The 22,381-nt window shown below is 71.4% G+C and carries 16 protein-coding genes and 1 pseudogene; 6 read left to right on the top strand and 11 right to left on the bottom strand.

The genetic code is table 11. The features are described from left to right. Window positions 1–41: 41 nt before the first annotated feature. Both OG430_RS12350 and OG430_RS12345 read left to right on the top strand, forming a co-directional pair. Window positions 42–1,211: pseudogene (locus OG430_RS12350) on the top strand (AMP-binding protein); the annotation flags it as partial. A gap of 26 nt (window positions 1,212–1,237) precedes the next feature. Then, entirely contained in the window at window positions 1,238–2,005 is a 768-nt protein-coding gene (locus OG430_RS12345; RefSeq protein ID WP_327359062.1) for a 4'-phosphopantetheinyl transferase family protein, read from the top strand. A gap of 93 nt (window positions 2,006–2,098) precedes the next feature. Here OG430_RS12345 and OG430_RS12340 read toward each other — a convergent pair whose 3' ends face one another. The 4 genes from OG430_RS12340 to OG430_RS12325 all read right to left on the bottom strand — a co-directional run bounded on the left by OG430_RS12340 (window position 2,099) and on the right by OG430_RS12325 (window position 8,327). Further along, a complete protein-coding gene (locus tag OG430_RS12340) occupies window positions 2,099–4,987 on the bottom strand; it encodes a glycoside hydrolase family 2 TIM barrel-domain containing protein (RefSeq protein WP_327352511.1) in 2,889 nt (962 codons plus the stop codon). Window positions 4,988–5,043: 56 nt separating this feature from the next. Further along, entirely contained in the window at window positions 5,044–5,943 is a 900-nt protein-coding gene (locus tag OG430_RS12335; protein ID WP_327352510.1) for a lysophospholipid acyltransferase family protein, read from the bottom strand. Between the two features lie 77 nt (window positions 5,944–6,020). Beyond that, window positions 6,021–6,791: a GNAT family N-acetyltransferase gene (locus OG430_RS12330; protein ID WP_327352509.1), complete on the bottom strand. Its 771-nt coding sequence runs from the start codon at window positions 6,789–6,791 to the stop codon at window positions 6,021–6,023. 219 nt (window positions 6,792–7,010) lie between these two features. Next, window positions 7,011–8,327, bottom strand: coding sequence for an MFS transporter (locus OG430_RS12325; protein ID WP_327352508.1), 1,317 nt, complete (start codon window positions 8,325–8,327; stop codon window positions 7,011–7,013). Window positions 8,328–8,734: 407 nt separating this feature from the next. On the opposite strand from OG430_RS12325, the gene rsgA reads away from it, so the two are divergent. After that, window positions 8,735–9,835, top strand: coding sequence for a ribosome small subunit-dependent GTPase A (gene rsgA, locus OG430_RS12320; RefSeq protein WP_327352507.1), 1,101 nt, complete (start codon window positions 8,735–8,737; stop codon window positions 9,833–9,835). Between the two features lie 98 nt (window positions 9,836–9,933). On the opposite strand, the gene OG430_RS12315 is transcribed toward rsgA, so the two are convergent. Next, on the bottom strand, window positions 9,934–10,347 hold the full coding sequence (locus OG430_RS12315; RefSeq protein ID WP_327352506.1) for a hypothetical protein: 414 nt from the start codon (window positions 10,345–10,347) through the stop codon (window positions 9,934–9,936). A gap of 201 nt (window positions 10,348–10,548) precedes the next feature. Here OG430_RS12315 and OG430_RS12310 point away from each other — a divergent pair, with 201 nt between their 5' ends. Together OG430_RS12310 and OG430_RS12305 are read left to right on the top strand one after the other, a co-directional pair. After that, on the top strand, window positions 10,549–11,976 hold the full coding sequence (locus OG430_RS12310) for a DNA-3-methyladenine glycosylase 2 family protein (RefSeq protein WP_327352505.1): 1,428 nt from the start codon (window positions 10,549–10,551) through the stop codon (window positions 11,974–11,976). Next, window positions 11,973–12,473 carry a methylated-DNA--[protein]-cysteine S-methyltransferase gene (locus tag OG430_RS12305; RefSeq protein WP_327352504.1) on the top strand — a complete coding sequence of 167 codons (501 nt, stop codon included), beginning with the start codon at window positions 11,973–11,975 and terminating at the stop codon, window positions 12,471–12,473. Before OG430_RS12310 ends, OG430_RS12305 begins: the two co-directional genes overlap by 4 nt. Window positions 12,474–12,496: 23 nt before the next feature. Here OG430_RS12305 and OG430_RS12300 read toward each other — a convergent pair whose 3' ends face one another. The 6 genes from OG430_RS12300 to OG430_RS12275 all read right to left on the bottom strand — a co-directional run bounded on the left by OG430_RS12300 (window position 12,497) and on the right by OG430_RS12275 (window position 18,211). Beyond that, window positions 12,497–13,234 carry a GAF and ANTAR domain-containing protein gene (locus OG430_RS12300; RefSeq protein ID WP_327352503.1) on the bottom strand — a complete coding sequence of 246 codons (738 nt, stop codon included), beginning with the start codon at window positions 13,232–13,234 and terminating at the stop codon, window positions 12,497–12,499. Between the two features lie 57 nt (window positions 13,235–13,291). Further along, complete coding sequence (locus tag OG430_RS12295; protein ID WP_327352502.1) at window positions 13,292–14,152, bottom strand: GAF and ANTAR domain-containing protein; 861 nt, start codon at window positions 14,150–14,152, stop codon at window positions 13,292–13,294. A gap of 22 nt (window positions 14,153–14,174) precedes the next feature. Then, window positions 14,175–16,040 (bottom strand): CheR family methyltransferase, encoded by a 1,866-nt coding sequence (locus OG430_RS12290; protein ID WP_327352501.1) that lies wholly within the window; start codon window positions 16,038–16,040, stop codon window positions 14,175–14,177. Further along, complete coding sequence (locus OG430_RS12285; RefSeq protein WP_327352500.1) at window positions 16,040–16,636, bottom strand: chemotaxis protein CheB; 597 nt, start codon at window positions 16,634–16,636, stop codon at window positions 16,040–16,042. Before OG430_RS12285 ends, OG430_RS12290 begins: the two co-directional genes overlap by 1 nt. A 57-nt stretch (window positions 16,637–16,693) precedes the next feature. Then, on the bottom strand, window positions 16,694–17,071 hold the full coding sequence (locus tag OG430_RS12280) for a PPOX class F420-dependent oxidoreductase (RefSeq protein WP_327352499.1): 378 nt from the start codon (window positions 17,069–17,071) through the stop codon (window positions 16,694–16,696). Window positions 17,072–17,227: 156 nt separating this feature from the next. Next, window positions 17,228–18,211, bottom strand: coding sequence for a helix-turn-helix domain-containing protein (locus OG430_RS12275; RefSeq protein ID WP_327352498.1), 984 nt, complete (start codon window positions 18,209–18,211; stop codon window positions 17,228–17,230). A 377-nt stretch (window positions 18,212–18,588) separates the two neighbouring features. On the opposite strand from OG430_RS12275, the gene OG430_RS12270 reads away from it, so the two are divergent. Next, window positions 18,589–22,368, top strand: coding sequence for a S8 family peptidase (locus OG430_RS12270; RefSeq protein ID WP_327352497.1), 3,780 nt, complete (start codon window positions 18,589–18,591; stop codon window positions 22,366–22,368). Window positions 22,369–22,381 lie beyond the last annotated feature (13 nt).

The following is a 22,381-nucleotide window of genomic DNA, read 5'->3' as shown; positions in this document are numbered from 1 at the left end:
CGGTCCTGGGCGTCCCGGAGGTAGTCCTCGAACCGCCGCGGGCCACGGCCGACGAACTGGCCCTGGTTCTCGGCGAGTTCAACGACACGGCCCACGAGCTGCCGCCGACCACGGCCATCGGCCCGATCGAGGCCCAGGCCCGCCGCACCCCGGACGCGCCCGCGCTGATCCGGGGCGGCGAGTCGGTCACGTACGCCGCACTCAACACCCGCGCCAACCGGCTGGCCCGCCACCTGATGCGCACCGTCGGCGCCCGCCCCGCGCTGACCGTCGACGTGCGCACGGCCGGCCTCGGCCACCGCCTGCTCACGGTCCTCGCGATCCTGAAGACCGGAGCCGCCTACACCCTCCGCCCTCCGGCCCCGCAGCCCGCGCCGGACTGCGCGGGCCTGCCGGGCATCGACCCGCCCCGCGCCCTCACCCCCCACCACCCCGCCTGCACCGATTCCCGCACCGGCCTCGTCGTACCGCACTCCGCACTCGACCACCGGATGCGCCTGCTGCAGGGCATGTGCGGGCTGGGGCCGGGCGACCGGGTCCTGTGGGAGCTGGCCGAGGATCCGACGCCTGCCCTGTGGGCGCTGCGCACCGGAGCGGCCGTCGTCCTGCCCGAGTGGCCCGGCAGGTGCGTCGATCCTGGGTATCTTGGCCAGGTGATCACCGAACAGGCCGTCACGGCCGTCCACTTCTCGCCTCCGGCGCTGCGCGACTTCGTCGCCTCACCCGCCGCCGCGCGGTGCACGGGTCTGCGGCATGTCCTGGTCCCGGATGCGTCCGATCCCGGTTCGTCCGCATCCGGTAGGCACGGATCTGGTAGGCGCGTATCCGGTACGTCGCTGAGTTCGGCGGTGACCCGGGAGACGGCCCGTGCCTTCGCGCGAGCGCTGCCCCGGACGGCACTGCACCTGCTGCACGGCCCCGCCGAGGCGCCCGGAACCGCCCACCACGCCTGCGTGGACGGCGAGTTGGGCCCCGTGCCGCTCGGCCGCCCCGGCTGGAACACCCGTGCCTACGTCCTCGACACCGGGCTCAGGCCCTGCCCGCCCGGAGTCCCCGGCGAGCTGTACCTCGCCGGGGCGCAGCTGGCCCGGGGCTACGCGGGGCGGACCGCGCGGACCGCGGCCCGGTTCGTGGCCGATCCGTACGGGCCCGCCGGAACCCGGATGTACCGCACGGGGCGGCGGGTGCTGTGGACCGACCAGGGCGAGCTGATGGCGGTGTCCGGAGCGTGAACCGGATGGGCGTGGCGGTGCGGGAGTTCGGGAAGTACCCGCTCCCCGAAGGGCTCTCCTCGGGGCCCGAGCTGTGGCTGATGCGGGTCCCGCCGGCGACGGACGGGCTTGGAGCCCCGGGCGGTACCGGTTCAGGGACCAGGGGCGGCGGCACCCTGCCCACGGCCGCACCTACGGCCGCACCCACGGCCGCCGACCTGGAGATCCTCGACGCCGAGGAACGGCGCCGGACCGCGGCACTGCGCCGCGACAGCGACCGGAACCTGTACGTCGCCGCCCACGTGGCGCTGCGCCGACTCCTCGGGGCCTACCTGAACGAGGACCCGGCCGCGCTGGTCTTCATCCGCGAGCCCTGCCCCGGCTGCGGCGGCCCGCACGGCCGGCCCGCCCTGACCGGCCACCCCCTGCACTTCTCCCTCTCCCACACCCGGGGCGGCCTGGCCCTGCTCGGTTTCGCGGACCGGCCCGTGGGCGTCGACATCGAGGCCCGGCCCGGTCGGGAGGCCATCGAGGACGCGTCCCTCGCCCTGCACGAGGCGGAGCAGGCGGACCTCGCCGCGCTGCCGCCGGACGCCAAGGCGGCCGCGTTCTCCCGTTGCTGGACGCGCAAGGAGGCCTACCTCAAGGGGACGGGTGAGGGCCTTGCCGGCAAGGGCGGCCTGCAGACCCTGGTGGGAACGGGGCCCGAGCCACTGCCCGTGCCGGGCTGGGAGCTCACCGACGTGCCGGTACCCGAGGGCTTCACGGCGGCCTGCGCGGTCCGCGAGGCCTGAGGCGCAGGGCCTCGACCTGCACGCCGCCGAGGCGTACGCGGCCCCGGACTTCCGGGCGCATGCTCCTCGGCGGCATCACCCGGTCCGGCCGGATCAGCCCCGCAGGGAGAACGTGAAGCCGAAAGCGACCGGTTGCTCCGGCAGATCGAGCCGGTACTGCGGCAGCACCCCCGGCCCGCACGACTCCGAGCCGATGCCGTGCAGGCGATGGTCGAGGTTCACCCACACCTTGTCGCCCGCCACCAGATCCGTACGGTGCTCGGCGGCGTCCAGCTGCTCGGTCGTCCACGGACGCGCCGTGAACCCGAACTCCGGCGCCCCCTCAACCCTCAACACCGCATCCCCGTCGGCGAGTTCGGCCCATCGCACATTGCTCCGGGCCCCGTTCTCCTGGGGCCGCACATAGGGCGTCTGCAGTTCCGCCACCGACATCCCCCACCGCCCGAGCCGTGACGCGGCCCCGGTGTCCGGATACGCCTCACCGGGCCCGCCGCCGAACCAGCTCGCCTCCCGGAACGCCGCCGGAATCCCGAAGCGGACGCCGAGCCGCGGCAGCGGCACCGTCCACTCGCCCTCCGGCGTCACGGTGACGGTCAGCATCAGCTTGCCGCCGTCGGAGATCCACCGGTACTCGGTCCGCAGCCCCGCATCGTGCGCCGCGGGCGCCACCCGGGTCCGTACGGTCAGCGCGTCCTCGCCCAACTCCACGGCGTCCACGCGGTGTTGCATCCGATGCAGGCCCAGCTTGCGCCACTGGACGGCCAGGGGTTCCTCCGCACGCCAGGGCATGCCGTTGTCGTTGTCGGTCGGGGCGCGCCACACGTCGAGCCGGAAGTCCGAGACCTCCAGGCCGTCGAGGGACCGCAGGGTCCCGGTCCGCGCGTCGAAGGTCCCGGAGCCCAGCGTGATCAGCCCGCCGGCCTCGTCGCGCACGGGAGCGGAACCCCCGGGCACGGGCGGGACCATGCCCCACTCGACATCGAGCTGCGCCCAGGCCACTTCATGGCCCTTCGCCGCCCAGGCCGTGTCCTGGGCGAGCACCGCCCGCACGGTCCACTGCGTCTCGGCGTCCGGGTCGCGGGGCGGTGGCGGAGGCAGCTTCACCTCGACCGTCCCGCCGGGCCCGACGTGCGGCACGGGCAGCCGGCCGGACCGCACGCTCTCACCGTCCCGCTCGTACGACCACGTGAACGCGAGCCCGGACAGATCCGCGAAGTCGTACCCATTGGTGATCCGTACGATCCCGCCGCGCCCGTCGCCCTCGATCCGCACGGGCTGCACGACGTACTTGAAGTCGAGGAGCCCCGGGGACGGCGTCCGGTCCGGGAAGAGCAGGCCGTCGCACACGAAGTTCCCGTCGTGCAGCGGCTCCCCGAAGTCACCGCCGTAGGCGTAGCCGTGCGCCGGATGCGTGATCCCGTGGTCGATCCACTCCCAGACGAAGCCGCCCTGGCAGCGCTCGTACGTCTCGAAGAGCCGCTGATAGTCGGCGAGCCCGCCCGGCCCGTTGCCCATGGCGTGCGCGTACTCACAGAGGATGAACGGCATGCCCCGCCGCCGGACATCCAACTCCCCGTCCTCCAGCGGCTCTTCCTCCCGCCGTCCGATCGCCTCGACCTCCGCGTGATCGGCATACATCCGCGAATACAGGTCGGTGTCCGCGCAGCTCCAGTCGCCCTCGTAATGCAGCGGCCTGCTCGGATCGCGCTCGCGCATCCAGTCCGCCATGGCGGTCAGTCCGCGCCCGGTGCCGCACTCGTTGCCGAGCGACCAGATGACGACCGAGGCGTGGTTCTTGTCGCGCTCCACCATGCGGGCGGCCCGGTCGAGCAGGGCCGGCGTCCACCGCTCGTCGTCGACGGGATTGTCGCGCCAGCCCACCGCGTGGAAGCCGTGCGTCTCCAGATCGCACTCGTCGATCACCCACAGCCCGAACTCGTCGCAGAGGTCGAGGAATTCGGGATGCGGCGGATAGTGGCTGGTCCGCACGGCATTGATGTTGTGCTGCTTCATGAGCAGTACGTCGGCGCGCATGGTGTCGCGATCGACGGCGCGACCGCGCTCGGGGTGGAACTCGTGCCGGTTCACGCCGCGCAGCAGTATCCGCCGGCCGTTCACCTTGAGCAGCCCGTCCTCGACGGCCACGCTCCGGAACCCGATGCGCAGCCGCACCCGCTCACCGTCACCGGCCAACTCGCCCTCGTACAACCGGGGGACCTCCGCCGACCAGGCCTCGACCGGCACGGTCACGGACTCCCCGGCCGCGACACTGATCCCCAGCTCGGGCACGGTGACCCGGCCGCCGGGGTCGGCGTCGACGCGCAGGGTGCCGTGCCCGGTGGTGTGGTCGTACGAGGCGTGCACGAAGTGGTCACGTACGTGCCCGGCCGGCCGGTGCTCCAACGTGACATCCCGGAAGATGCCGGGCAGCCACCACTGGTCCTGGTCCTCCAGATAACTCCCGGACGACCACTGGTGCACCCGCACGGCCAGCACATTGCCGGCCTCCTTGAGGAGGCCGCCGACCGCGAACTCGTGCGGCAGCCGCGACCCCTTGAACTCCCCGAGCTCAGTGCCGTTCAGCCACACGCGCGCACAGCTCTCGACGCCCTCGAACCGCAGGACGGCGTCGCCTTCGCCGGGCCAGGCCTCCGGCAGGTCGAAGGTGCGCAGGTGATCACCGGTCGGATTCTCGGTGGGCACGTGCGGCGGATCGAGAGGGAAGGGATAAAGGGTGTTCGTGTACGCGGGTGCCCCGTGCCCCTGCAACACCCAGTGCCCCGGCACCTCGACCTCCGCCCACCCGGAGGCATCATGCCCGGGCTCGGCGAACCCGTCGTCGACGACGGCGGTCTCCGAGAGCCGAAACCGCCAAGTCCCGTTCAGGGAGAGGCGGGCGGCATCGCTGCCGGGATGCTGGGCGCGGGGCGGGAGGGCGCCGGTGCCGGGGGAGAAGTCCTCGTAGTACGCGATGGAATCCACGCCTCCTGATCTTGGGGGATGCCCTGTCCTATGTCAGCCCCTCCCACCGGCTCTCTTCAGCCCTTCCTCTTCCCTTCCTTTTCCCGTCCGCTTCCTGTCCGCTTCCCTTCCTCTTCAGTCGGTCCGCATCTCTCCAGCCCGTCCGGCGTTTGAGGACAGAGGCCGAAGGCCGATCCGGGGGCCAGGGGCGAAGCCCCAGTCGTCGAAGACTTTCGGGAAGGGGCGGGGTGGGGAATCAAATCCGCCCCGAACACCGCCTCCTGAGCCGCAGCAGCCAATACCCGCCGATCCCCCCAATCGCCGGGGAACAGGGGCGCATGCCCCTGCACCCGCACAGCCAGCCCACGGGCACGTGCCACCCGCCGAAGGGACGGCACAAACCCGTCATCCCCCACGAACGCGGCCACCGTACTGGCCACACCACCCTGCAGATAGCTCACCGTCACCGGCCGCACCGCAGCCCCCGCATCCAACGCAGCCTGAAACATGGCCCGCCGAAACACACCCCCCGAGGCACGACACCAGGTGGTCCCCTGTGGAAAGACCACCACCGACCGCCCACCCGCCAGGGCATCCCGCACCCGCCCCACCGCATCCGGCAGATCCCGCAACCGATCCCGATCGATGAAGCACGTACCCGCAGCCCGGGCCAGCCGCCCGACCACCGGCCAGCCCCCCACCTCCCGCTTGGCCACCACGGTCACCGGCTCCCGGGCCAGCAGAGCCACGACATCCAGCCACGAAATGTGATCGGCCGCGATGAGGGTCCCGGGCGTGAGGGTCCCGGGCCCGGCCGGACCGGCCACCCGCAGCGGCGAGGCATCGCCCTCAAGACGTACGTCCAACGCGTCGAGCAACCGCAGCGCCCGCCCCCGCACCACCTCCGGATCCGCCAGCGCCCCACCGGAGGCGAGCGCGCCAAGCACGGCGAGCCCGAAGTCCCGGTAACGCCGCACGACCGCACCGGGCCGGACCGGCGGAGCGCCCTGCACCGCACACCGTGGAGTGCAGGGCGAATACACCGCCCACGCACTCATCGCCGCACCGCGGGCCCGGCTGCGTCCTCGCCGAGGAAGTACCGCCGGTACCGCGTGTTCACCCGGTCCATCGGCAAGAGCACATAGAAGTCCGCGACCCCGAACTCGGCGTCGTACGCGGGCGCCCCGCACATCCACGCCCCGAGCCGCAGATAGCCGCGAAGCAGCGGCGGCAGATCGGCGGGGCTCGGCCGGCCGGGGAGCGGGGCCGGCGGCTGCCACGGGTGGTGCGGGTGGACGCGCAGCTCGGGCGGGGCCGCGTGCCGGGCGTTGCCGAGGAGCCAGGCGCTGCTGGCGGCGCGGCCGCCGTCGTCGAGCGGTACGGAGGCACAGCCGGCCAGGTAGCCGTGCCCGGACAGCAGGACGTAACGGGCGAGCGCCGACCACATCAGGTTGATCACGGCCCCGCCGCGATGGTCGGGGTGCACACAGGAGCGGCCCGCCTCCACCAGCTGGGGGCGTATGCCACCCAGGGCGGTCAGGTCGAACTCGCCCTCGGAGTAGAGCCGTTCGCTGCGGCCGGGCGGCACCAGACGGTAGGTGCCGACGACCTCGCCGGAGCCGGTCTCGGTCACGACGAGATGGTCGGCCACCGCATCGAACTCGTCGATGTCGTGTCCGGGGACGGGGGAGTGCAGCCGGGCGCCCAGCTCCCCGGCGAAGACCTGGTGCCGCAACCGCTGGGCGGCGGCGACGAGTTCGGGGGAGTCGGCGATCGCGACGGCGTAGGTGCCGCTGGCCGGAGGGGATATGGCGGGGCTCGACATGGTGGGCCTGCTCTCCGTGCGGACGCGGTCGGTGGGGACCTCGCTGCAAGGCCCCTCACCGCGAGGCCTGGGGCGGCCTCGCGGCAAGGAACCTCCCCGAGCCGGGTGACGTCCGCCCGACTCCCGCCCGGCGAAACGTGGAACAGGGAAGAACCAGCTCCATCCCTCGCGACGAGCGGCACTTGTTCGCCGCGCAGGAGCCTGACGTGCACCTTCGCTTCACACCGAGGTGCTGGTGCGCGCGGCCGGGGTTCCCGAGGCGTGAGCCGCCTCCGCCTCCGTCTCCGCTTCCGTCCCCGTCCCCGTCCCCGTCTCCGCTTCCGCCCCCGCCTTCGCCCTCCGCCCGAAGCAGGCCACCAGCGCCGCGAGCAGGGTCACGCCGCCCGCGAGGGCGAAGCACGCCCCGAGCGGCAGTCGGGCCGCCAGCACGCCGGCCACCGCCGTGCCACCCGAAATCCCCGCGTTCACCGCGGTGTTGACCCAGGCGCCCGCCTGTGTGCGGCGCCCGGCCGGGGCCACCTCGTCGGCCAGCAGATACGCCGTGGTGAGCGCCGGAGCCACGAAGAACCCCGCACACGCCACCGCCACGGTGAGCGTCCCCACACCCGGCGCGAGACCCGCCGCGGCCAGGGCGAGACCGAGACCGACCGTCAGCAGCGGCAGCCGCACGCGGATGCTCGTACGCCAGTTGACGGCACCGTTCAGCAGCCCGCCGACCGCGCTGCCCGCCGAGAGGGCGGCGAGCACCCAGGCGACCACGTCGTCCCCCTGGTGCCGGTCCGCCGCGAACGCGAGGACCAGCAGATCCATGGCGCCCAGGGCAAGGCCGACCCCGGCCGCCACCACGACCGGCGTCAGCAGCGCCCGGGCCCCCTGCGGCCGCGCCCCGGAGCGTGCCGTCGCCTTGGCGGCAGCGGCCGGCCGTACGTCCCGAACGGCCGGCGACATGACGAACGCGAACGTCCCGACCCCCACGAGCAGCGCGCTCAGCGCGACACCGGCCGCCGGGGGTGCGACCTGCACCAGTACGCCGACGAGCAGCGGACCGGAGACGAACAACAGCTCCTCCGCGACCCCGTCCAGGCTGTACGCGCGCTGCAACAGCCTCTGGTCATCGGTGAGTTCGCGCCAGATGGCCCGCATCGAGGGGCCGAGCGGAGGCGTGCAGGCACCCGCCCCGGCGGCGAGCGCGCCAAGCAGGAGCGCGGGGGCGCCGGGCCGCCAGGAGGCGGCGGCGAGCGCGGCGAGGAGGCCGGCGTAGAGCAGGGCCATCGGCAGCAGCGCGGGGCGTGGGCCGTGGCGGTCGACGAGGGCCGCCCGGAGCGGGGACAGGAAGACACTCGTGGCGCCGAACAGCGCCATGATCGTGCCGGCGACGGCGTACGAGCCGGTGGCCCGGGTCACCGCCAGCATCACGGAGAGGGCGACCACCCCGTACGACAGCCGCCCGAGCAGGGCGGCACCGAAGGTGCGTCGGGCGTGCGGAAGGCGCAGTACGGCGGCATACGAGGGCCGCCCTTGCATGGGCGCAGACATGGGAAAGTTCCTCGATCGAGGCGGAAGGGGGACGCCGAAGTGCCGCGACTGCCTGGGCAGTTCGCGGGCCGGGCGTGCCCTAATGCCTGGAGAGGAACATGCGCGACACCGTAGCAGCGGGGCGCCGTGGGGCGGAAGGGCGCGGAAGGGTGCGGAAATCCGAAAACCCCAGGTCAGAAAATAGTTGGCACCCGCGGAGCGAGCCGGGTTACCGTTCTCTCGTTCTTGCCGATGATCCCCGATCACCGGCCCCGGGCCCCACATGTACGGAGGTGTCTCTGATGACTGTCACGGCGACGAGCGCTGCTCGCATCCAGAAGTTCATCACTCCCACCCCCGTGGTCACCGGCTGAAACCAACGCTTCGTAGCGTCAGCGCCGGGACCACTCATGTGAAGGGTCCCTCCCTTGAGTTCTGCTGATCTCAGCACCCTCTCCCACCCCCTGACCGGCTACGGCTGGGACGCGGACTGGGATTCCGCCTTCGCGCCGTACGCGGCGCAGGGGCTGCTCGCGGGCCGGGTGGTACGCGTGGACCGCGGCCAGTGCGATGTCGTCACGGCCGACGGAATCGTCCGCGCCGACACCTCGCTCGTCACCCCGCACGACCCCCTACGAGTCATCTGCACCGGCGACTGGGCCGCCGTCGACCCGGACGGCGATCCGCGACTGGTGCGCGTCTATCTGCCGCGTCGCACGGAAATCGCCCGCAGTACGTCGTCCAAGCGGTCCGAGGGGCAGATCCTCGCGGCCAACGTCGACCACGCCATCATCGCGGTCTCGCTCGCCGTCGAGCTCGACCTCGGCCGCATCGAACGCTTCCTGGCCCTCGCCTGGGAGTCCGGGGCCCAGCCCCTCGTCGTCCTCACCAAGGCCGACCTGGTGCCGGACCCGGTGACGCGGGCCCACCTCGTCCAGGACGTCGAGACGGCGGCCCCGGGCGTCCAGGTGCTGCCCGTCAGCGCCACCGACGGGGACGGCACCGATGTCCTCGCGGCCGTCGTCGCGGGCGGCACCAGCGTGCTCCTCGGCCAGTCCGGCGCGGGCAAGTCCACGCTGGCCAACGCGCTGCTCGGCGAGGACGTCATGGACGTACAGGCCACCCGTGACGTGGACGGCAAGGGCCGGCACACCACGACCACCCGCAACCTCCTCCTGCTGCCCGGTGGCGGTGTCCTCATCGACACACCGGGGCTGCGCGGCGTCGGCCTGTGGGACGCCGAGACCGGCGTCGGACAGGTCTTCGCGGAGATCGAGGAACTGGCGGCGGACTGCCGCTTCCACGACTGCGCCCACGAGGCGGAGCCGGGCTGTGCGGTGCTTGCCGCGCTGGACGACGGGGAGCTCTCCGAGCGCCGCCTCGACAGCTACCGCAAGCTGCTGCGCGAGAACCAGCGCCTCGTCGCCAAGACCGATGCCCGGCTGCGGGCCTCGATCCGCCGCGACTGGCGGATCAAGCAGGCGCAGGGCCGGGCGAACATGGAGGCCAAGCGGGGTCACGGCCGCTGATCAGACTTCCGGGTACGCACCCGGGGGGTCGGTGCCTGGCCGGGCACCGGGGAGGGTCCGTCGGCCGGCTGTGGCGGCCTGGCCGACGGACCCCTTGCTCAGTTGTGCGGGGTGAAGTTGTAGCTCTGCCAGGCGTCGGCGTGCGGCGCGGTGGCGTCCGCCGTCTTGCTGCCGATGTGCTTGGACTCGCCCGTGCAGTCGGCGCCGGTGAAGGCGACCAGGTCGGCGTTGGTGTTGTTGTGCACCTTCGTCGCCGGCTCGGCCATCTTGTGGCAGCCCTTGAGGTACGGGTTGGTCTTCGAGTGCTCCTCCGCGGCAGCCGCCTCACCGTGACCGCCGGACTCCTCGGCGGCCTCGGCCTCACCGTGACCACCGGCCTCCGCCTCCTGGGACGCGGCGGAGTAGGTGACGACACCGACCGCCTGGCCGTCATCGGCGCAGGCCGTGGCGGTGAGGGCGAGCAGCGCGGTGGCGCCGCAGGCGGTGAGCAGGCGGGGGACGGAGACAGACATGGCAGGCCCTTGTCAGTAAAAGATCAGTGCCTGCCACTTTGCCTGCTCTTTGCCGGTCGACGCAATGTGATCTTTCCGGTGGGGCAGAAATCAGCCCCTCCGGCGTTTGAGGAGCGGGGTCCGGGGCGGAGCCCCGTGGCGTGCGGGCCTGCGAGGCCCATGTCCGATTCCCGCCAGACCCAAGCGGGTCCCTGCCTCACAATGGACTGCGTGATCGACGAGGAGACCAGATACCAGGCGGTGCGGAGCAGAGACGCTCGCTTCGACGGAGAGTTCTTCTTCGCCGTCGAGACCACCGGCATCTACTGCCGGCCGAGCTGCCCCGCCGTCACCCCCAAGCGCCACAACGTCCGGTTCTACCCGACCGCGGCCGCCGCCCAGTCAGGCGGCTTCCGGGCCTGTCGCCGCTGCCGCCCCGACGCCGTTCCCGGCTCGGCCGACTGGAACGTACGGGCCGATGTCGTGGGCCGCGCCATGCGCATGATCGGCGACGGCGTCGTCGACCGCGAGGGCGTCCCCGGCCTCGCCCTGCGGCTCGGCTACAGCGCCCGCCAGGTGCAGCGCCAGCTCACCGCGGAGCTGGGCGCGGGACCGGTCGCGCTCGCCAGGGCGCAGCGCGCGCACACCGCCCGTGTCCTGCTGCACTCCACCGAACTGCCCATCACCGACATCGCGTTCGCCGCGGGCTTCGCCAGCGTGCGGCAGTTCAACGACACCATCCGTCAGGTGTACGCGCGCACGCCGAGCGCCCTGCGCGCGGAGTCCGGCACGAAGGTGGCCAAGGTGTCCAAGACGGCCAGGGTGTCCAAGACGGCCAAGGCGACCGGGCAGGCCACGTCGAGCAAGGACACCGGCCTGGTCGCGGGGGTCCCGCTGCGCCTCGCCCACCGCATGCCCTACCACCGCGCCTCGCTCTTCGACCTGCTCGCCCGCGAGGCCGTCCCCGGCCTGGAGGAGATGGCGGGGGAGCCGGGCGTACGCACCTACCGCCGCACCCTGCGCCTCCCGCACGGCACGGGCATCGCCGCCGTCGACGAGAAGGAGGCCGGGCCCTGGCTCGACGCCCGGATCCACCTCACCGACCTGCGCGACCTCACCACTGCCGTGCAGCGCCTGCGCCGCCTCTTCGACCTGGACGCCGACCCCCAGGCGGTCGACGAACGCCTGGGCTCCGACGCCGAGTTGGGCCCGCTCGTCGCGGCCCGGCCGGGCCTGCGCTCACCCGGCGCGGCCGACCCGGCGGAGCTCGCGGTGCGCGTCGTGGCGGGCCGGGACGAGGCCCACCGCCTCGTCCACACCTACGGCACCCGCCTCGACGTGCCGTGCGGCTCGCTCACCCACGTCTTCCCCGAGACGAGGGCCCTTGCCCCGTCGCTCCCGCTGGCCGCCGCCCTGGCCGACGGCTCGGTCCGCCTTGACGCGGGCGCCGACCGGGACGACGCCGAGCAGGCGCTGCTCGCGGTCGACGGCGTGGACGCGCGGACGGCGGCGTACATCCGCATGCGGGCGCTCGGCGACCCCGACGTGGCGGTGCCCGGCGAGCCGGCGCTGAGCGACGCCTGGCGACCCTGGCGTTCGTACGCCGCACAACACCTCTGGACCCGGACCGAGTGGGAGCCCACCCGATGAGCACGACCGCTACAGCGACGACGTACTGGACGACCCTCGACAGCCCGCTCGGCGAACTCCTCCTGACCGGCGACGGATCCGGGGCGCTCGGCTCGCTGTCCGTGCCCGGCCAGAAGGGCGGCCGCGTCCGGCAGCCCGAGTGGCGGCACGCACCCGAGGCGTTCCAGGAGGCCGAGCGCCAGCTGCGGGCCTATTTCGCCGGGGAGTTGAAGGACTTCGACCTGACCTTCCACACCGACGGCACCGAGTTCCGCGAGCGGGTGTGGGCGGCGCTGGACGACGTACCGTACGGCGCGACCACGAGCTACGGCGCGCTCGCCCGGCAGATCGGCGCCTCGCGGGCCGCGGTCCGGGCGATCGGCGGCGCGGTCGGCGCCAACCCGCTGCTGATCGTGCGCCCCTGCCACCGGGTGATCGGCGCGGACGGGTCGCTCACCGGGTACGCCGGTGGGCTGGAGCGCAAGCAGCAACTGCTCGGCCTGGAAGGCGCGTGGTAAAGGTGCGCTACAGGCCCCGGGAACTACTGGGCCTTGGGATTCGCCAATTCGGGATCGGGGCGCCCTTCGACCACCTCGCGGGCCACGTCGCTGAGCAGCCGCTGATGTGAACGCGCGTGCCGACGAAGGAGGTTGAAGGCATCGCCCATGGTCAGCGATCTCTGCGTCGCCAGTACGCCCTTCGCCTGCTCGATGATCACGCGGCTGGTCAGGGCCTGCTCCAACTGGGCGGTGAGTGTCCGGCTGCGTTCGGCTTCGTACGCGCTTTCAAGAATGACGGCGGTGAAGTCGGCCACGGACTGGCCGAGTTGCAGGGTGCGCGGGGAGAAGTCGCTCCCGGGTCCTGACAGCAGAACGAGCGCGCCGCTGGTCCGCGTGTGCCCGCGCAGGGGGAGGGCTGCCGCGTGGGTGTAGCCCAGTTCCACGGCCCGTGAGGTGTAGTGCGGCCAGCGCAGGACGGTCGGCCGGCTGTCGAGGGCCGCCTGAATCGGGTGCTCGTCGGCGTGGCGGAAGTCGTGGCCGGGGCCCTCGTGCCGGCCGACGGAGTCGCGCTCCAAGCGGGACACCTCGGGATTGGAGCCGTACACCCGTGTCTCCTCGCGCTCGCCGGGGACGAACACCACGGTCGCGGCCCGGACCCCGAGGAGGGGAGGGGTGCGGTGCGCGAGGAGGGATAGCGTTCCGGGAATGTCCGGTGCGCCGTCCCTCGTGCTGCCGGCCAGGGCCACGAAGGTGTCGGCCAGCCGTTGTTCGGGCGTCATGCGGCTTCTCCCCTTGACCTAGGTTCAGGTCTCCGTTTGACCGAGATTGAGCTCTCCTTAACCGAGGTTGAGCTCTCCGTGCACGATCCGGCGGGCGATCACCTCGGTGGACGTTTCCTCCGCGAATGCCCGGGCCTTGATGAGTGCCAGTGCGTCGTCGATGGCGCAGCCGATCCGAACGGAGAGGATGCCCACTGCCTGCTGCACCGTCTCGCGGTGGTCCGTTCCGCCGTAGAGTTCCGGATCGGCGTCGGGGCCGAGCAGCACGATGCGGGTGAGTGCGGCGGCCACCTCGTCCAGTCCGGAGGAGCCGCCGCGGCCGGGCCGTGGGCCGAACACCGCCAGCGCCCCGATGCAACTCTCCTGCGTCTGCAGGGGAACGGCGATCACCGAGGTGACTCCCAGGGAGGCGAGGGCGATTCCGTAGCCGGGCCAGCGCGCTCCGATCGCCGTCCCCGACGCGTGGATCGGGCGCCGTTCGAAGGCCGCGTCACGGCACGGGCCCTCGCCGAGTACGTACTCCAAATCCTGTGCGGCCCGGGAGGGTTCGTCGGACGCCGCCACCGCGAGCTGGTTCTGCTCGGAGTCGACCAGGGTGAGCGCGGCGCTGTCCGTGCCGCACGCCTCGGCGACACCGGTCATGAACCGGGGCTGGCCCCCCTGCCCCTGCCCCTGCGCCCATGCCGCCGTGCGCCGGGCGAACGCCTCCTGGAGACGGGCCGAGGACCGGTGGCACGCGGCAGTTCTGCGGTGCGTCGCCGCGATGTGGGCATAGAACTCGCCGTCCGGCCGGGCCGCCAGTAATTCGTTGCGCTCGGCGGCCGCCTCGGCCCGTTGCGCACGCTCCAGCGCCTGAGCAGCACGGCGCCACGCCATGTCGGCCAGGCTGAGGGCCTCGTCCTGCCCCTGCGAGTCCATGCTCGGAGCGTACGCGGCGGGGTCAGCCAGGGCTATCGCTTCGGCTTTCTTCCATCATCAGGACGACGCCGCCGTTGTGCCCGTCGTACGGGGAGCAGAACACGTCACAGGTGATGGGCCGGCCGATACGGCTCATGGACTGCACGGCGACCGGGCCGGAACGCTTGCGGGACTTCAGGCATTGCTGCACCACGGGCTGCAGTACGTCGGTGGGAAGTCCGAAGTCGAGCCCGAAGAAATGCTCGTCGACGACCTCGTCCGCACGCAGCCCCCACAGGTCGGTGGCACCCCGGTTCCAGCTCCTGACCTTCAGGTTGCTGTCCAGGACCACCACTCCCGCCGCGATGCTGGTCAGAACGGCCTCCAGGAATGCCCTGGCCTCGTCCAGCTCCTCGGTGCGGATGCGCATCTCGTCGTTCATGGTCTCCAGTTCCTCGTTGCCGGACTGGAGTTCTTCGTTGGTGGTTTCCAGCTCTTCGTTGGTCGACTGGAGTTCTTCGTTGGTGGTCTCCAGTTCCTCGATGCTGGACTGGAGTTCTTCGTTGGTGGTTTCCAGCTCTTCGTTGGTCGACTGCAGTTCCTCGTACGCGGTTTCCAGGTCCTCCCGCACTCGCTTCACCTCGGCCTTGAGTCGGGTGGCCACGGTGACGTCGGTGAAGGAGATGGTGGTGGCGACGTGCAGGCTGTTGGGCCCGGCGAGTGGCTGGATGAGGATGTCGAGGTACTGGACGTCCTCGCCCACTCGCCGTTCGGCCCTGTTGACCCGAAGGGTCCTGCGCTCGTGGATGGACTGGTCGATCAGGGAGCGGAGTTCGACCGGCCGGTAGGAGATCTCCAGATCCTGGAAGGGCCGCCCGATGTCGGCGGAGGTCAGACCGAACTGGCTCCTCGCCTGGCTGTTGATCACCACGACGATGCCGTCGCCGTCGATGGCGATCGACGGGGTCGGGCCTCCGTCGAGGACCAGATCGCGCAGCTGACGGGTGCGCGCGACCGAGTGCAGCTCGGTGCCCGTGGCGGCCCTGATCTTCAACGGGGCCGGGTGGTACGGCAGTTCGGCGTCGCCCGCGCTGCGCCGGAAGATCCGCTGCCGCATGTCGGCCACTTCGAACCGGTCCGCGTCGTTCAGCAGCATCTCGGCCTTGCCGAGGAAGAGGAAACCGGCCTGGCGCAGTGCGAAGTGGAAGCGGTCGACGATCTGCGTCTGGGCCTCGACGTTGAAGTACATCAGTGTGTTGCGGCAGATCAGCAGATCGAGCCGGGAGATCGGGGCGTCACGGGTGATGTCGTGCCGTCCGAAGATCACCCGCCGTCTCAGATCGGGGCGGAAGCTGAACTGGGCGCCGTTCTGCTCGAAGTACTTCTCCCGCAGCTCTGCGGCGAGTGGTTCCAGCGACTTCGCCGGGTACAGCCCCGAGCGGGCCTCGCGCAGCGCTTCCTCGTCGACGTCCGTGGCGTAGATCTTGACGCGGCGCAGGCACTCCTCGATGCCCAGCGCCTCCGCGAACACGATGGCCAGCGAGTACGCCTCCTCACCGCTGGAGCAGCCCGCGCTCCACACCCTGATCTCCTGATCGGGCATGAGGTCCGCGATCAGTTCGGGGACGACCTCACGCTGCAGGAAGGTCCAGGCGTCCGGATCCCGGAAGAAGGACGTGACGTTGATGAGGATCGTGTTGAAGAGGGCGTCGAATTCATCCGCACCGGCTTCGAGCAGATCCTGATAGTCCGCGTAGGTGGTGACGCCCACGTCGGTCATCCGTTTGTGGATGCGCCGCCCCAGGGTGGAACGCTTGTATCCCGTGAAGTCGAAGCCGCGTGCCTCCCGGATGAAGACAAGGAGTTCCTCCAGCGCCTCATCGGCCTGAGCGTCCTGCGGTTCACCCATCACTGCCTCTTGACCTCGACAAGTCCGCGGATGACCGCGGCGATTTCGTCAAGGGGTAGCACGAAATCCACCGCTCCCGTGTCCACCGCCGCTTGCGGCATCCCCGGGAACTCCGCCGTCGCCGGATCCTGGGCGATGACGGTACCGCCGCGTGACTTGACGGCTTCCGTCCCCATCGCGCCGTCCTTGCCGGTCCCGGTGAGTACGCAGGCGATCGCCCGCGGTCCGTAGGCGCCGGCCACCGACTCGAAGAGCAGGTCGGCGGAGGGACGTACGAAGTGGACGAGTTCCGTACTGGTCAGCGTCAGACGCCCGTCGGAACCGATGAGCAGATGCCGGTCGGGAGGGGCGATGTGGATGGTGCCCGGCATGGCGAACTCGTCGGCCTCCGCGAGCTTCACCGGCAGTTCGGTGCGGCGGGAGAGGACCTCGGCGATCACCGTGCGATGCCTCGGATCGAGGTGCTGGACCACGAGGACCGGCACCGAGAGTTCCGGGCCCAGCGCTCCCAGAAGCGCGATCAGTCCTTGGACGCCCCCGGCGGAGGAGGCCACGGCGACGATGGCGTACGGGTCCGAGGCGCGCTGGTCGGCCATCACACTTCGAGCCTATCGGACCTTGCACCGGGGGGGCAGGCCCAACCGCACCTGGGCTCAGCCCGTGGGCTCTTCCAGCCCCCAGCTGTGGATCTTCGCGGGGTGAATGCGGATCAGCTCTTCGCTGAAGTGCGGGCCCAGTTCGTGCGGGCCGGTCACGAGTTCCGCCTCGCCGCGGATCTCCACGCCCCGTACGCGCCAGGGCTTGAAGCTGACGATGTCGTCTACGACGAGGGCGACCTTCGGGTTGCCCCGCAGGTTGCGCCACTTCTTGGTGGTGGCCAGGGCGTAGCCGCCGATCAGGATCGTCCCGTCGTCCTGCGGGAAGAACCCGACGGGGTTGGCCTGGGGCTGCCCCTTGCCGTCGACGGTGGCCATCCGCCCCAGACGCTGCGCCTTGAGATAGGCCCGCTCGACCGCACTGAATTCGCTCATGCCCCAGCGAATCACGTGCGTGCGGCTGGGCGCATCGGATGTTGGACCTAGGACCAACACTCAGCCCGTCCCATCAGCCCGTCCGGCGTTTGAGGACAGTCTTTTGAAGCCGGCGGCAGCCTTACGGGAAGGGGCGGGGAGGGGCAAAGAAGAACCTCAGCGAGCCACCCACCCGCGCTCATACGCATGCCACCCCAACTGCAACCGCGTGGTCACCCCGGTGAGCTCCATCAGCCGCTTCACGCGCCGCTGCACAGTCCGCAGCCCGAGATCAAGCTGCTTGGCGACGCTGGCGTCAGTGAGGCCGGCCAGCAGGAGCGACAGAATCTCCAGGTCAGTCCCATCCGGCCCCGAGGAGGCCACCTCCTCGACCCCCACACCCCCTTCGCCGAGCCGCAGCGGCAACGCATCCCGCCACACCGCCTCAAAAAGCCCCGTCAAAGACTCCAGCAACCCACTCGCGTGCACCACCAACGCCGCAGGCTCCGCCATCCGCGAGGTGAGCGGCACCATCGCAAGCGACCGGTCGGCGATGACCAGCTTGGTCGGCACCCGGTCGACCACCCGAACCTGCTCCGACCGGCCGAGCGCGGCCGAGAGGTCGACGAGACCGGTGGGCTGGAAAAGCACCTCGCGCTCGACCACCACCCGGTAGGAAACCCCCCGCCCGGCGGCCTGCACCTCGGCATCGTTGTCATTCCCGGCGACCACCACGGGCCGCCCGGTGACCAGCGCGCACACCTCCTCCGTGGCGCCCAGCTGCAGCTGCAGGAAGCGCTGGGCGACCGCCCCGGCCCCGGTCACCACCTCCACGAGGTCGTGCACCGCGGGCTCGGCGGCCTGTGCCCGGTACTCCTCGGAGAGCAGCGCCGCCGCCAGCTCGGCCTGCTCCAGCTCGTGCCGCTGCTGGGTGAGCAGCGCGCCCAGGGCGACCCCGGGCGGCGCCGCGACCCAGCGTCCGGGCCGGGCCGACGACTGGGCGGCGAGCCCGTGGTTCTCCAGCCGGCGCAGGGCCCGCTCGGCGTCGACCTCGCCGAAGCCGAGCCGGTGCGCGAGGTCGCCGACGTCCGCCGCGCCGAGCGAGACGAGCGTCCGGTACGCCGTCTCCTGCACCTCATCCAGTCCTATGGCCCCCAGCATCAGCTGCTGCCCTCCCACGCGCGCGATCTGCTCGAACTCTGCCGTCCCCCTTGGGGCGTGTGCCGGAAGTCCCTCCTGCCCCGCCACGCCTGGCACGCTCCCCCAAGCTCTTCGAGCAGGGGGACCCCCTCTCGCCGCACCCGGCGGAAGCCCAAGTACATCCAGTACGAGGACTTCCGCCGGGCACGCCGAGAGCACGCACCAGACGCCGCAGGGCCCGCCCTCCGGGCGAACGGAGGGACTTCCGGCACACGCCCCAGGCGACGCCCACCGTGGCGGAAAACCGCCCCGGCGCAAACCCGCCTCAGGACATCATCCCTGCACCACCCGCCTCTCTGCCAATGTCATCGCACCGCAGACTCGAGTTGGGGAGACCGATGCGCGCCATATCGCGGAGTGCCCTGGGGGTGGCGACCGCCGCCGTCCTGGCCTGTACCGCGGCCGTGCCCTCCGTGGCGCAGCCACAGGGGGACCAGCCGGGCAAGAGACAGATCGTCGGCAGCAAGGCCGCGGCGGCCAAGGGCAAGGGCGGCAAGCAGTCCACCGTCACCCTCGTCACGGGCGACAAGGTCCTTGTCGGCACCGACAGTTCGGGCCGCAGCGCCGCGACGGTGCTGCCTCGCGAGGACGGCTTCCAGCCGATCGTGACCACCCGTCAGTCGGGCAAGGACCTGTTCGTCTACCCCGAGGGCGCCGTCGAGGCGATCGCCGCGGGCAAGGTCGACGAGCAGCTGTTCAACGTCACCGGCCTGGTGCGCCAGGGCTACGACGACGCGCACGCCAAGTCGCTGCCACTGATTGCCACTTACGACAAATCGGTGGATGTGTCCCGAAGTATCCCGGCGACCCTGCGCGGGGCCGAGCGCGAGCTGGTCCTCGACGTCATCGACGGCGTGGCCCTCAAGGCCGACAAGAAGAAGGCCGCCGACTTCTGGGCCGACCTCACCAGCCCCAAGTCCCGCGCCGCATCCGACGTGAAGAAGCTCTGGCTCGACGCCAAGGTCGAGTCGACCCTCGACAAGTCGACGAAGCAGGTGCACGCCCCCGAGGCGTGGGCCGCCGGCTACGACGGCAAGGGCACCAAGGTCGCGGTCCTGGACACCGGCGTCGACGCGGACCACCCCGACCTCAAGGGACGGATCGCCGCGTCCAAGAACTTCACCGACTCGGACACCACCGACGACCGGCAGGGCCACGGCACCCACACCACCTCCACGGTGGGCGGCTCCGGCGCGGCCAGCGACGGCAAGAAGAAGGGCGTCGCGCCCGGCGCCGACCTCCTCGCGGGCAAGGTCCTCAACGACTCCGGCGAGGGCGACACCTCCTGGATCATCGCCGGCATGCAGTGGGCCGTCGACAACAAGGCCGACGTCGTCTCCATGAGCCTCGGCAGCGGCCTGCCCACGGACTGCGACGACCCGATGAGCACCGCGGCCGAGGAATTCGCCCGGAACTCCGGCACGTTGTTCGTCGTCGCCGCCGGCAACCTGGGCGAAAGGATCGGCGACAACTCGATCAGCTCGCCCGGCTGCACCCCCGGCGTCCTGTCCGTCGGCGCCGTCGACCGCGAGAACGCCACGGCGTACTTCTCCAGCCGCGGCCCGGCGCCCACCACGCACACCCTCAAGCCGGAGATCACCGCCCCCGGTGTCGACATCTCCGCCGCCAACGCGGGCGGCCGCGGCGTCTACGCGTACCAGTCGATGAGCGGTACGTCGATGGCCACGCCTCATGTCGCCGGTGCGGCCGCCATCCTCAAGCAGCGCCACCCCGACTGGACGCCGCAGCAGCTCAAGTCCGCGCTCGTCTCCTCCGCGAACCCGGACATTCCCGGTGACGTCCGCCGGAGCGGTGGCGGCCTGCTCGACGTGAAGGGCGCCGTCGACCAGACGGTGCTCTCCGCGCCCGCACTGCAGGGCGGCACCTTCAACTGGCCGCAGGACAGCAGCGACCGCACCACCGTCGAGGTGCCGTACACCAACACCTCCGACAAGGCGGTCCGGCTCGACCTGGGCCTGGCGAAGTTCCGCGGCCACGACGGGTCGACGATCCGCTCCTCGCTCGCCCGCCTCGCCAAGAGCTCGGTCACCGTCCCGGCGGGCGCCACGGTCAAGGTGCCGCTGAAGCTGGACCCGGGCACCCGCCTGGAGCCCGGCCAGTACGGCGACATCACCGGCCGGGTAATCGCCAAGGGCGCCAAGGGAGTTCACGTCTCCACGCCGTTCTCCCTGTACGTCCAGCCGGAGACGGTCACCCTGCGGGTCAAGCTCATCGACCGCCAGGGCAAGCCCGCCGACGGCCCGTCCTCGCTCGACGTGATCGGCATGGACGACGCCAAGGGCTCCCGGCGCTTCAACGAGGGCGAGAACAGCCTCTCGTACGAGCTGCGTCCCGGCCGCTACTTCCTCTCCGGCTTCGTCGCCACCCCCGACGCGGGCGAGGGCGCGAGCCTCTACGACTCCATCAGCTACCTGGGCCGCCCCCAGGTCCAGCTGAAGAAGGACACCACCATCACGCTGGACGCCCGCAAGGCGCACCGGCTGAGCATCAAGACCGACGAGCCGAGCGAGCCGCGCGGCGCCACCCTGTCCTTCGCCCGCACCTGGGACGAGTCGGGTCACGGCTTCACCGCCCAGGGCCCGCGCTCGATCCGCGGCTACTACGCCTCGATCGAAGGCGACGCCCGTGACGGCGAGTTCGAGTTCGGCTCGACCTGGCGAGCGGCAGCCCCGCAGATATCCGAGCTGAAGGCCGAGGGCGGCCCGGTCCTGCACCCGACCACCGCGTCCACCGGCTCCGCCAACCTCGACGGCACCGGCTCCGCCGAGCTCGTCGACGCCAAGACCGGCACCCCGGAAGAGCTCAAGGCGGCCGGCGTCAAGGGCAAGATCGCCCTGGTCAAGGTCCCGAACGACAGCACCTCGCTGTTCGCGATCGCCCGCAACGCCAAGGCCGAGGGCGCCAAGGCCGTCCTCGCCCACCGCGACGCACCCGGCCGCTGGTTCCCGTCGATGGGCTTCGTGGGCGGCGAACTGCCCGGCCTGGCCGTCCAGTCCGCCGAGGCCAAGGCCCTTCTCGCCAAGCTCGCCACCGGCCCGGTCACGCTGAACTGGAAGGCCACGGCGAAGAGCCCGTACGTCTACAACCTCTTCTTCGCCGAGGACGGCGCGATCCACGGCGACCGGACGTACAAGGTCCGCGACAGCGGCCTCGGCAAGGTCGAGTCGAGCTACCACGCGATGGGCGTCGGCACCGACTTCCTCGACCTCGTCTCCACCACCACGCCGATCGGCATGAGTACGTTCATCGGCGAGATCGAGACCGTCCCGTCCCCGGGCAGGCGCACCGAGTACTACTCGGCGGGCGCCACCACCTGGCAGCACAAGCTCTCCTCCAGCTTCCCCTGGGGCGAGTACATGGTGGACCGGCCGCGCTCCTACCAGGCCGGCAAGACGAGCAACGAGAGCTGGTACGACGGCGTCGTCACCCCGTCCGTGCCGCACGACGAGACCGGCAAGGAGCTGCTGGCCGCGGAGCGCCAGGGCAACCTGATCGGCTTCGAGGGCACCATGTGGAGCGACGGCGGCCACGACGGAATCCCGGGCTCGTTCGGCGACATCGGCGGCCTGGTGCTGCGCCGCGACGGCGAGCAGATCGGCGAGAGCGGCTACCCGTCCGGTGCCTTCGAGGTCCCGGCCGAGGAGGCGACGTACGAACTCGAGCAGCGCATCGAGAAGATCGGCTCGCCCGCCAAGGTGTGGCAGCGCTCCAGCGCCGTGCAGACGATCTGGAAGTTCCGCTCCAAGCTCGACGAGTCCCAGTTCTCACAGGGTCTTGGAATACTCTTCCCGCGCTACACGTTGCCGGAGGACGGGCTCAAGACCCTTGAGGCGAAGGACGGGTTGAAGATCGGCCTGACCGTCAAGGGCCACGCCGGGTACGCCCCGGGGGCCATCAAGTCGGCCAAGCTGTCGTACTCGTACGACGAGGGGCAGACCTGGACCGAGGCCGCGATTTCCGGCTCCGGCAAGGAGCGGACGGCGACCGTGAACCACGCGGGCGCCTCCGGCAAGCAGGTCTGGCTCAAGACCGAACTGACGGATGAGAACGGCAACTCCGTCACCCAGACCGTGGTCCGCGCGTACGACGTGCGCTAGTCACCACGGCCGA

The sequence above is a fragment of the Streptomyces sp. NBC_01304 genome, from assembly GCF_035975855.1.
In the GTDB taxonomy this organism is placed as follows: Bacteria; Actinomycetota; Actinomycetes; order Streptomycetales; family Streptomycetaceae; genus Streptomyces.
Note: the sequence above shows the minus strand (reverse complement) of the source record. Positions and strands in the feature narration are given on the sequence as shown.

Excerpts from the sequence above, each read along its gene's own strand:
- OG430_RS12345 (WP_327359062.1), top strand. The coding sequence starts at position 1,238 with ATGGGCGTGGCGGTGCGGGAGTTCGGGAAGTACCCGCTCCCCGAAGGG.
- OG430_RS12330 (WP_327352509.1), bottom strand. The coding sequence starts at position 6,791 with ATGTCGAGCCCCGCCATATCCCCTCCGGCCAGCGGCACCTACGCCGTC.
- OG430_RS12325 (WP_327352508.1), bottom strand. The coding sequence starts at position 8,327 with ATGTCTGCGCCCATGCAAGGGCGGCCCTCGTATGCCGCCGTACTGCGC.
- OG430_RS12315 (WP_327352506.1), bottom strand. The coding sequence starts at position 10,347 with ATGTCTGTCTCCGTCCCCCGCCTGCTCACCGCCTGCGGCGCCACCGCG.
- OG430_RS12310 (WP_327352505.1), top strand. The coding sequence starts at position 10,549 with ATGGACTGCGTGATCGACGAGGAGACCAGATACCAGGCGGTGCGGAGC.
- OG430_RS12305 (WP_327352504.1), top strand. The coding sequence starts at position 11,973 with ATGAGCACGACCGCTACAGCGACGACGTACTGGACGACCCTCGACAGC.
- OG430_RS12300 (WP_327352503.1), bottom strand. The coding sequence starts at position 13,234 with ATGACGCCCGAACAACGGCTGGCCGACACCTTCGTGGCCCTGGCCGGC.
- OG430_RS12295 (WP_327352502.1), bottom strand. The coding sequence starts at position 14,152 with ATGGACTCGCAGGGGCAGGACGAGGCCCTCAGCCTGGCCGACATGGCG.
- OG430_RS12290 (WP_327352501.1), bottom strand. The coding sequence starts at position 16,040 with ATGGGTGAACCGCAGGACGCTCAGGCCGATGAGGCGCTGGAGGAACTC.
- OG430_RS12285 (WP_327352500.1), bottom strand. The coding sequence starts at position 16,636 with ATGGCCGACCAGCGCGCCTCGGACCCGTACGCCATCGTCGCCGTGGCC.
- OG430_RS12280 (WP_327352499.1), bottom strand. The coding sequence starts at position 17,071 with ATGAGCGAATTCAGTGCGGTCGAGCGGGCCTATCTCAAGGCGCAGCGT.
- OG430_RS12275 (WP_327352498.1), bottom strand. The coding sequence starts at position 18,211 with ATGCTGGGGGCCATAGGACTGGATGAGGTGCAGGAGACGGCGTACCGG.
- OG430_RS12270 (WP_327352497.1), top strand. The coding sequence starts at position 18,589 with ATGCGCGCCATATCGCGGAGTGCCCTGGGGGTGGCGACCGCCGCCGTC.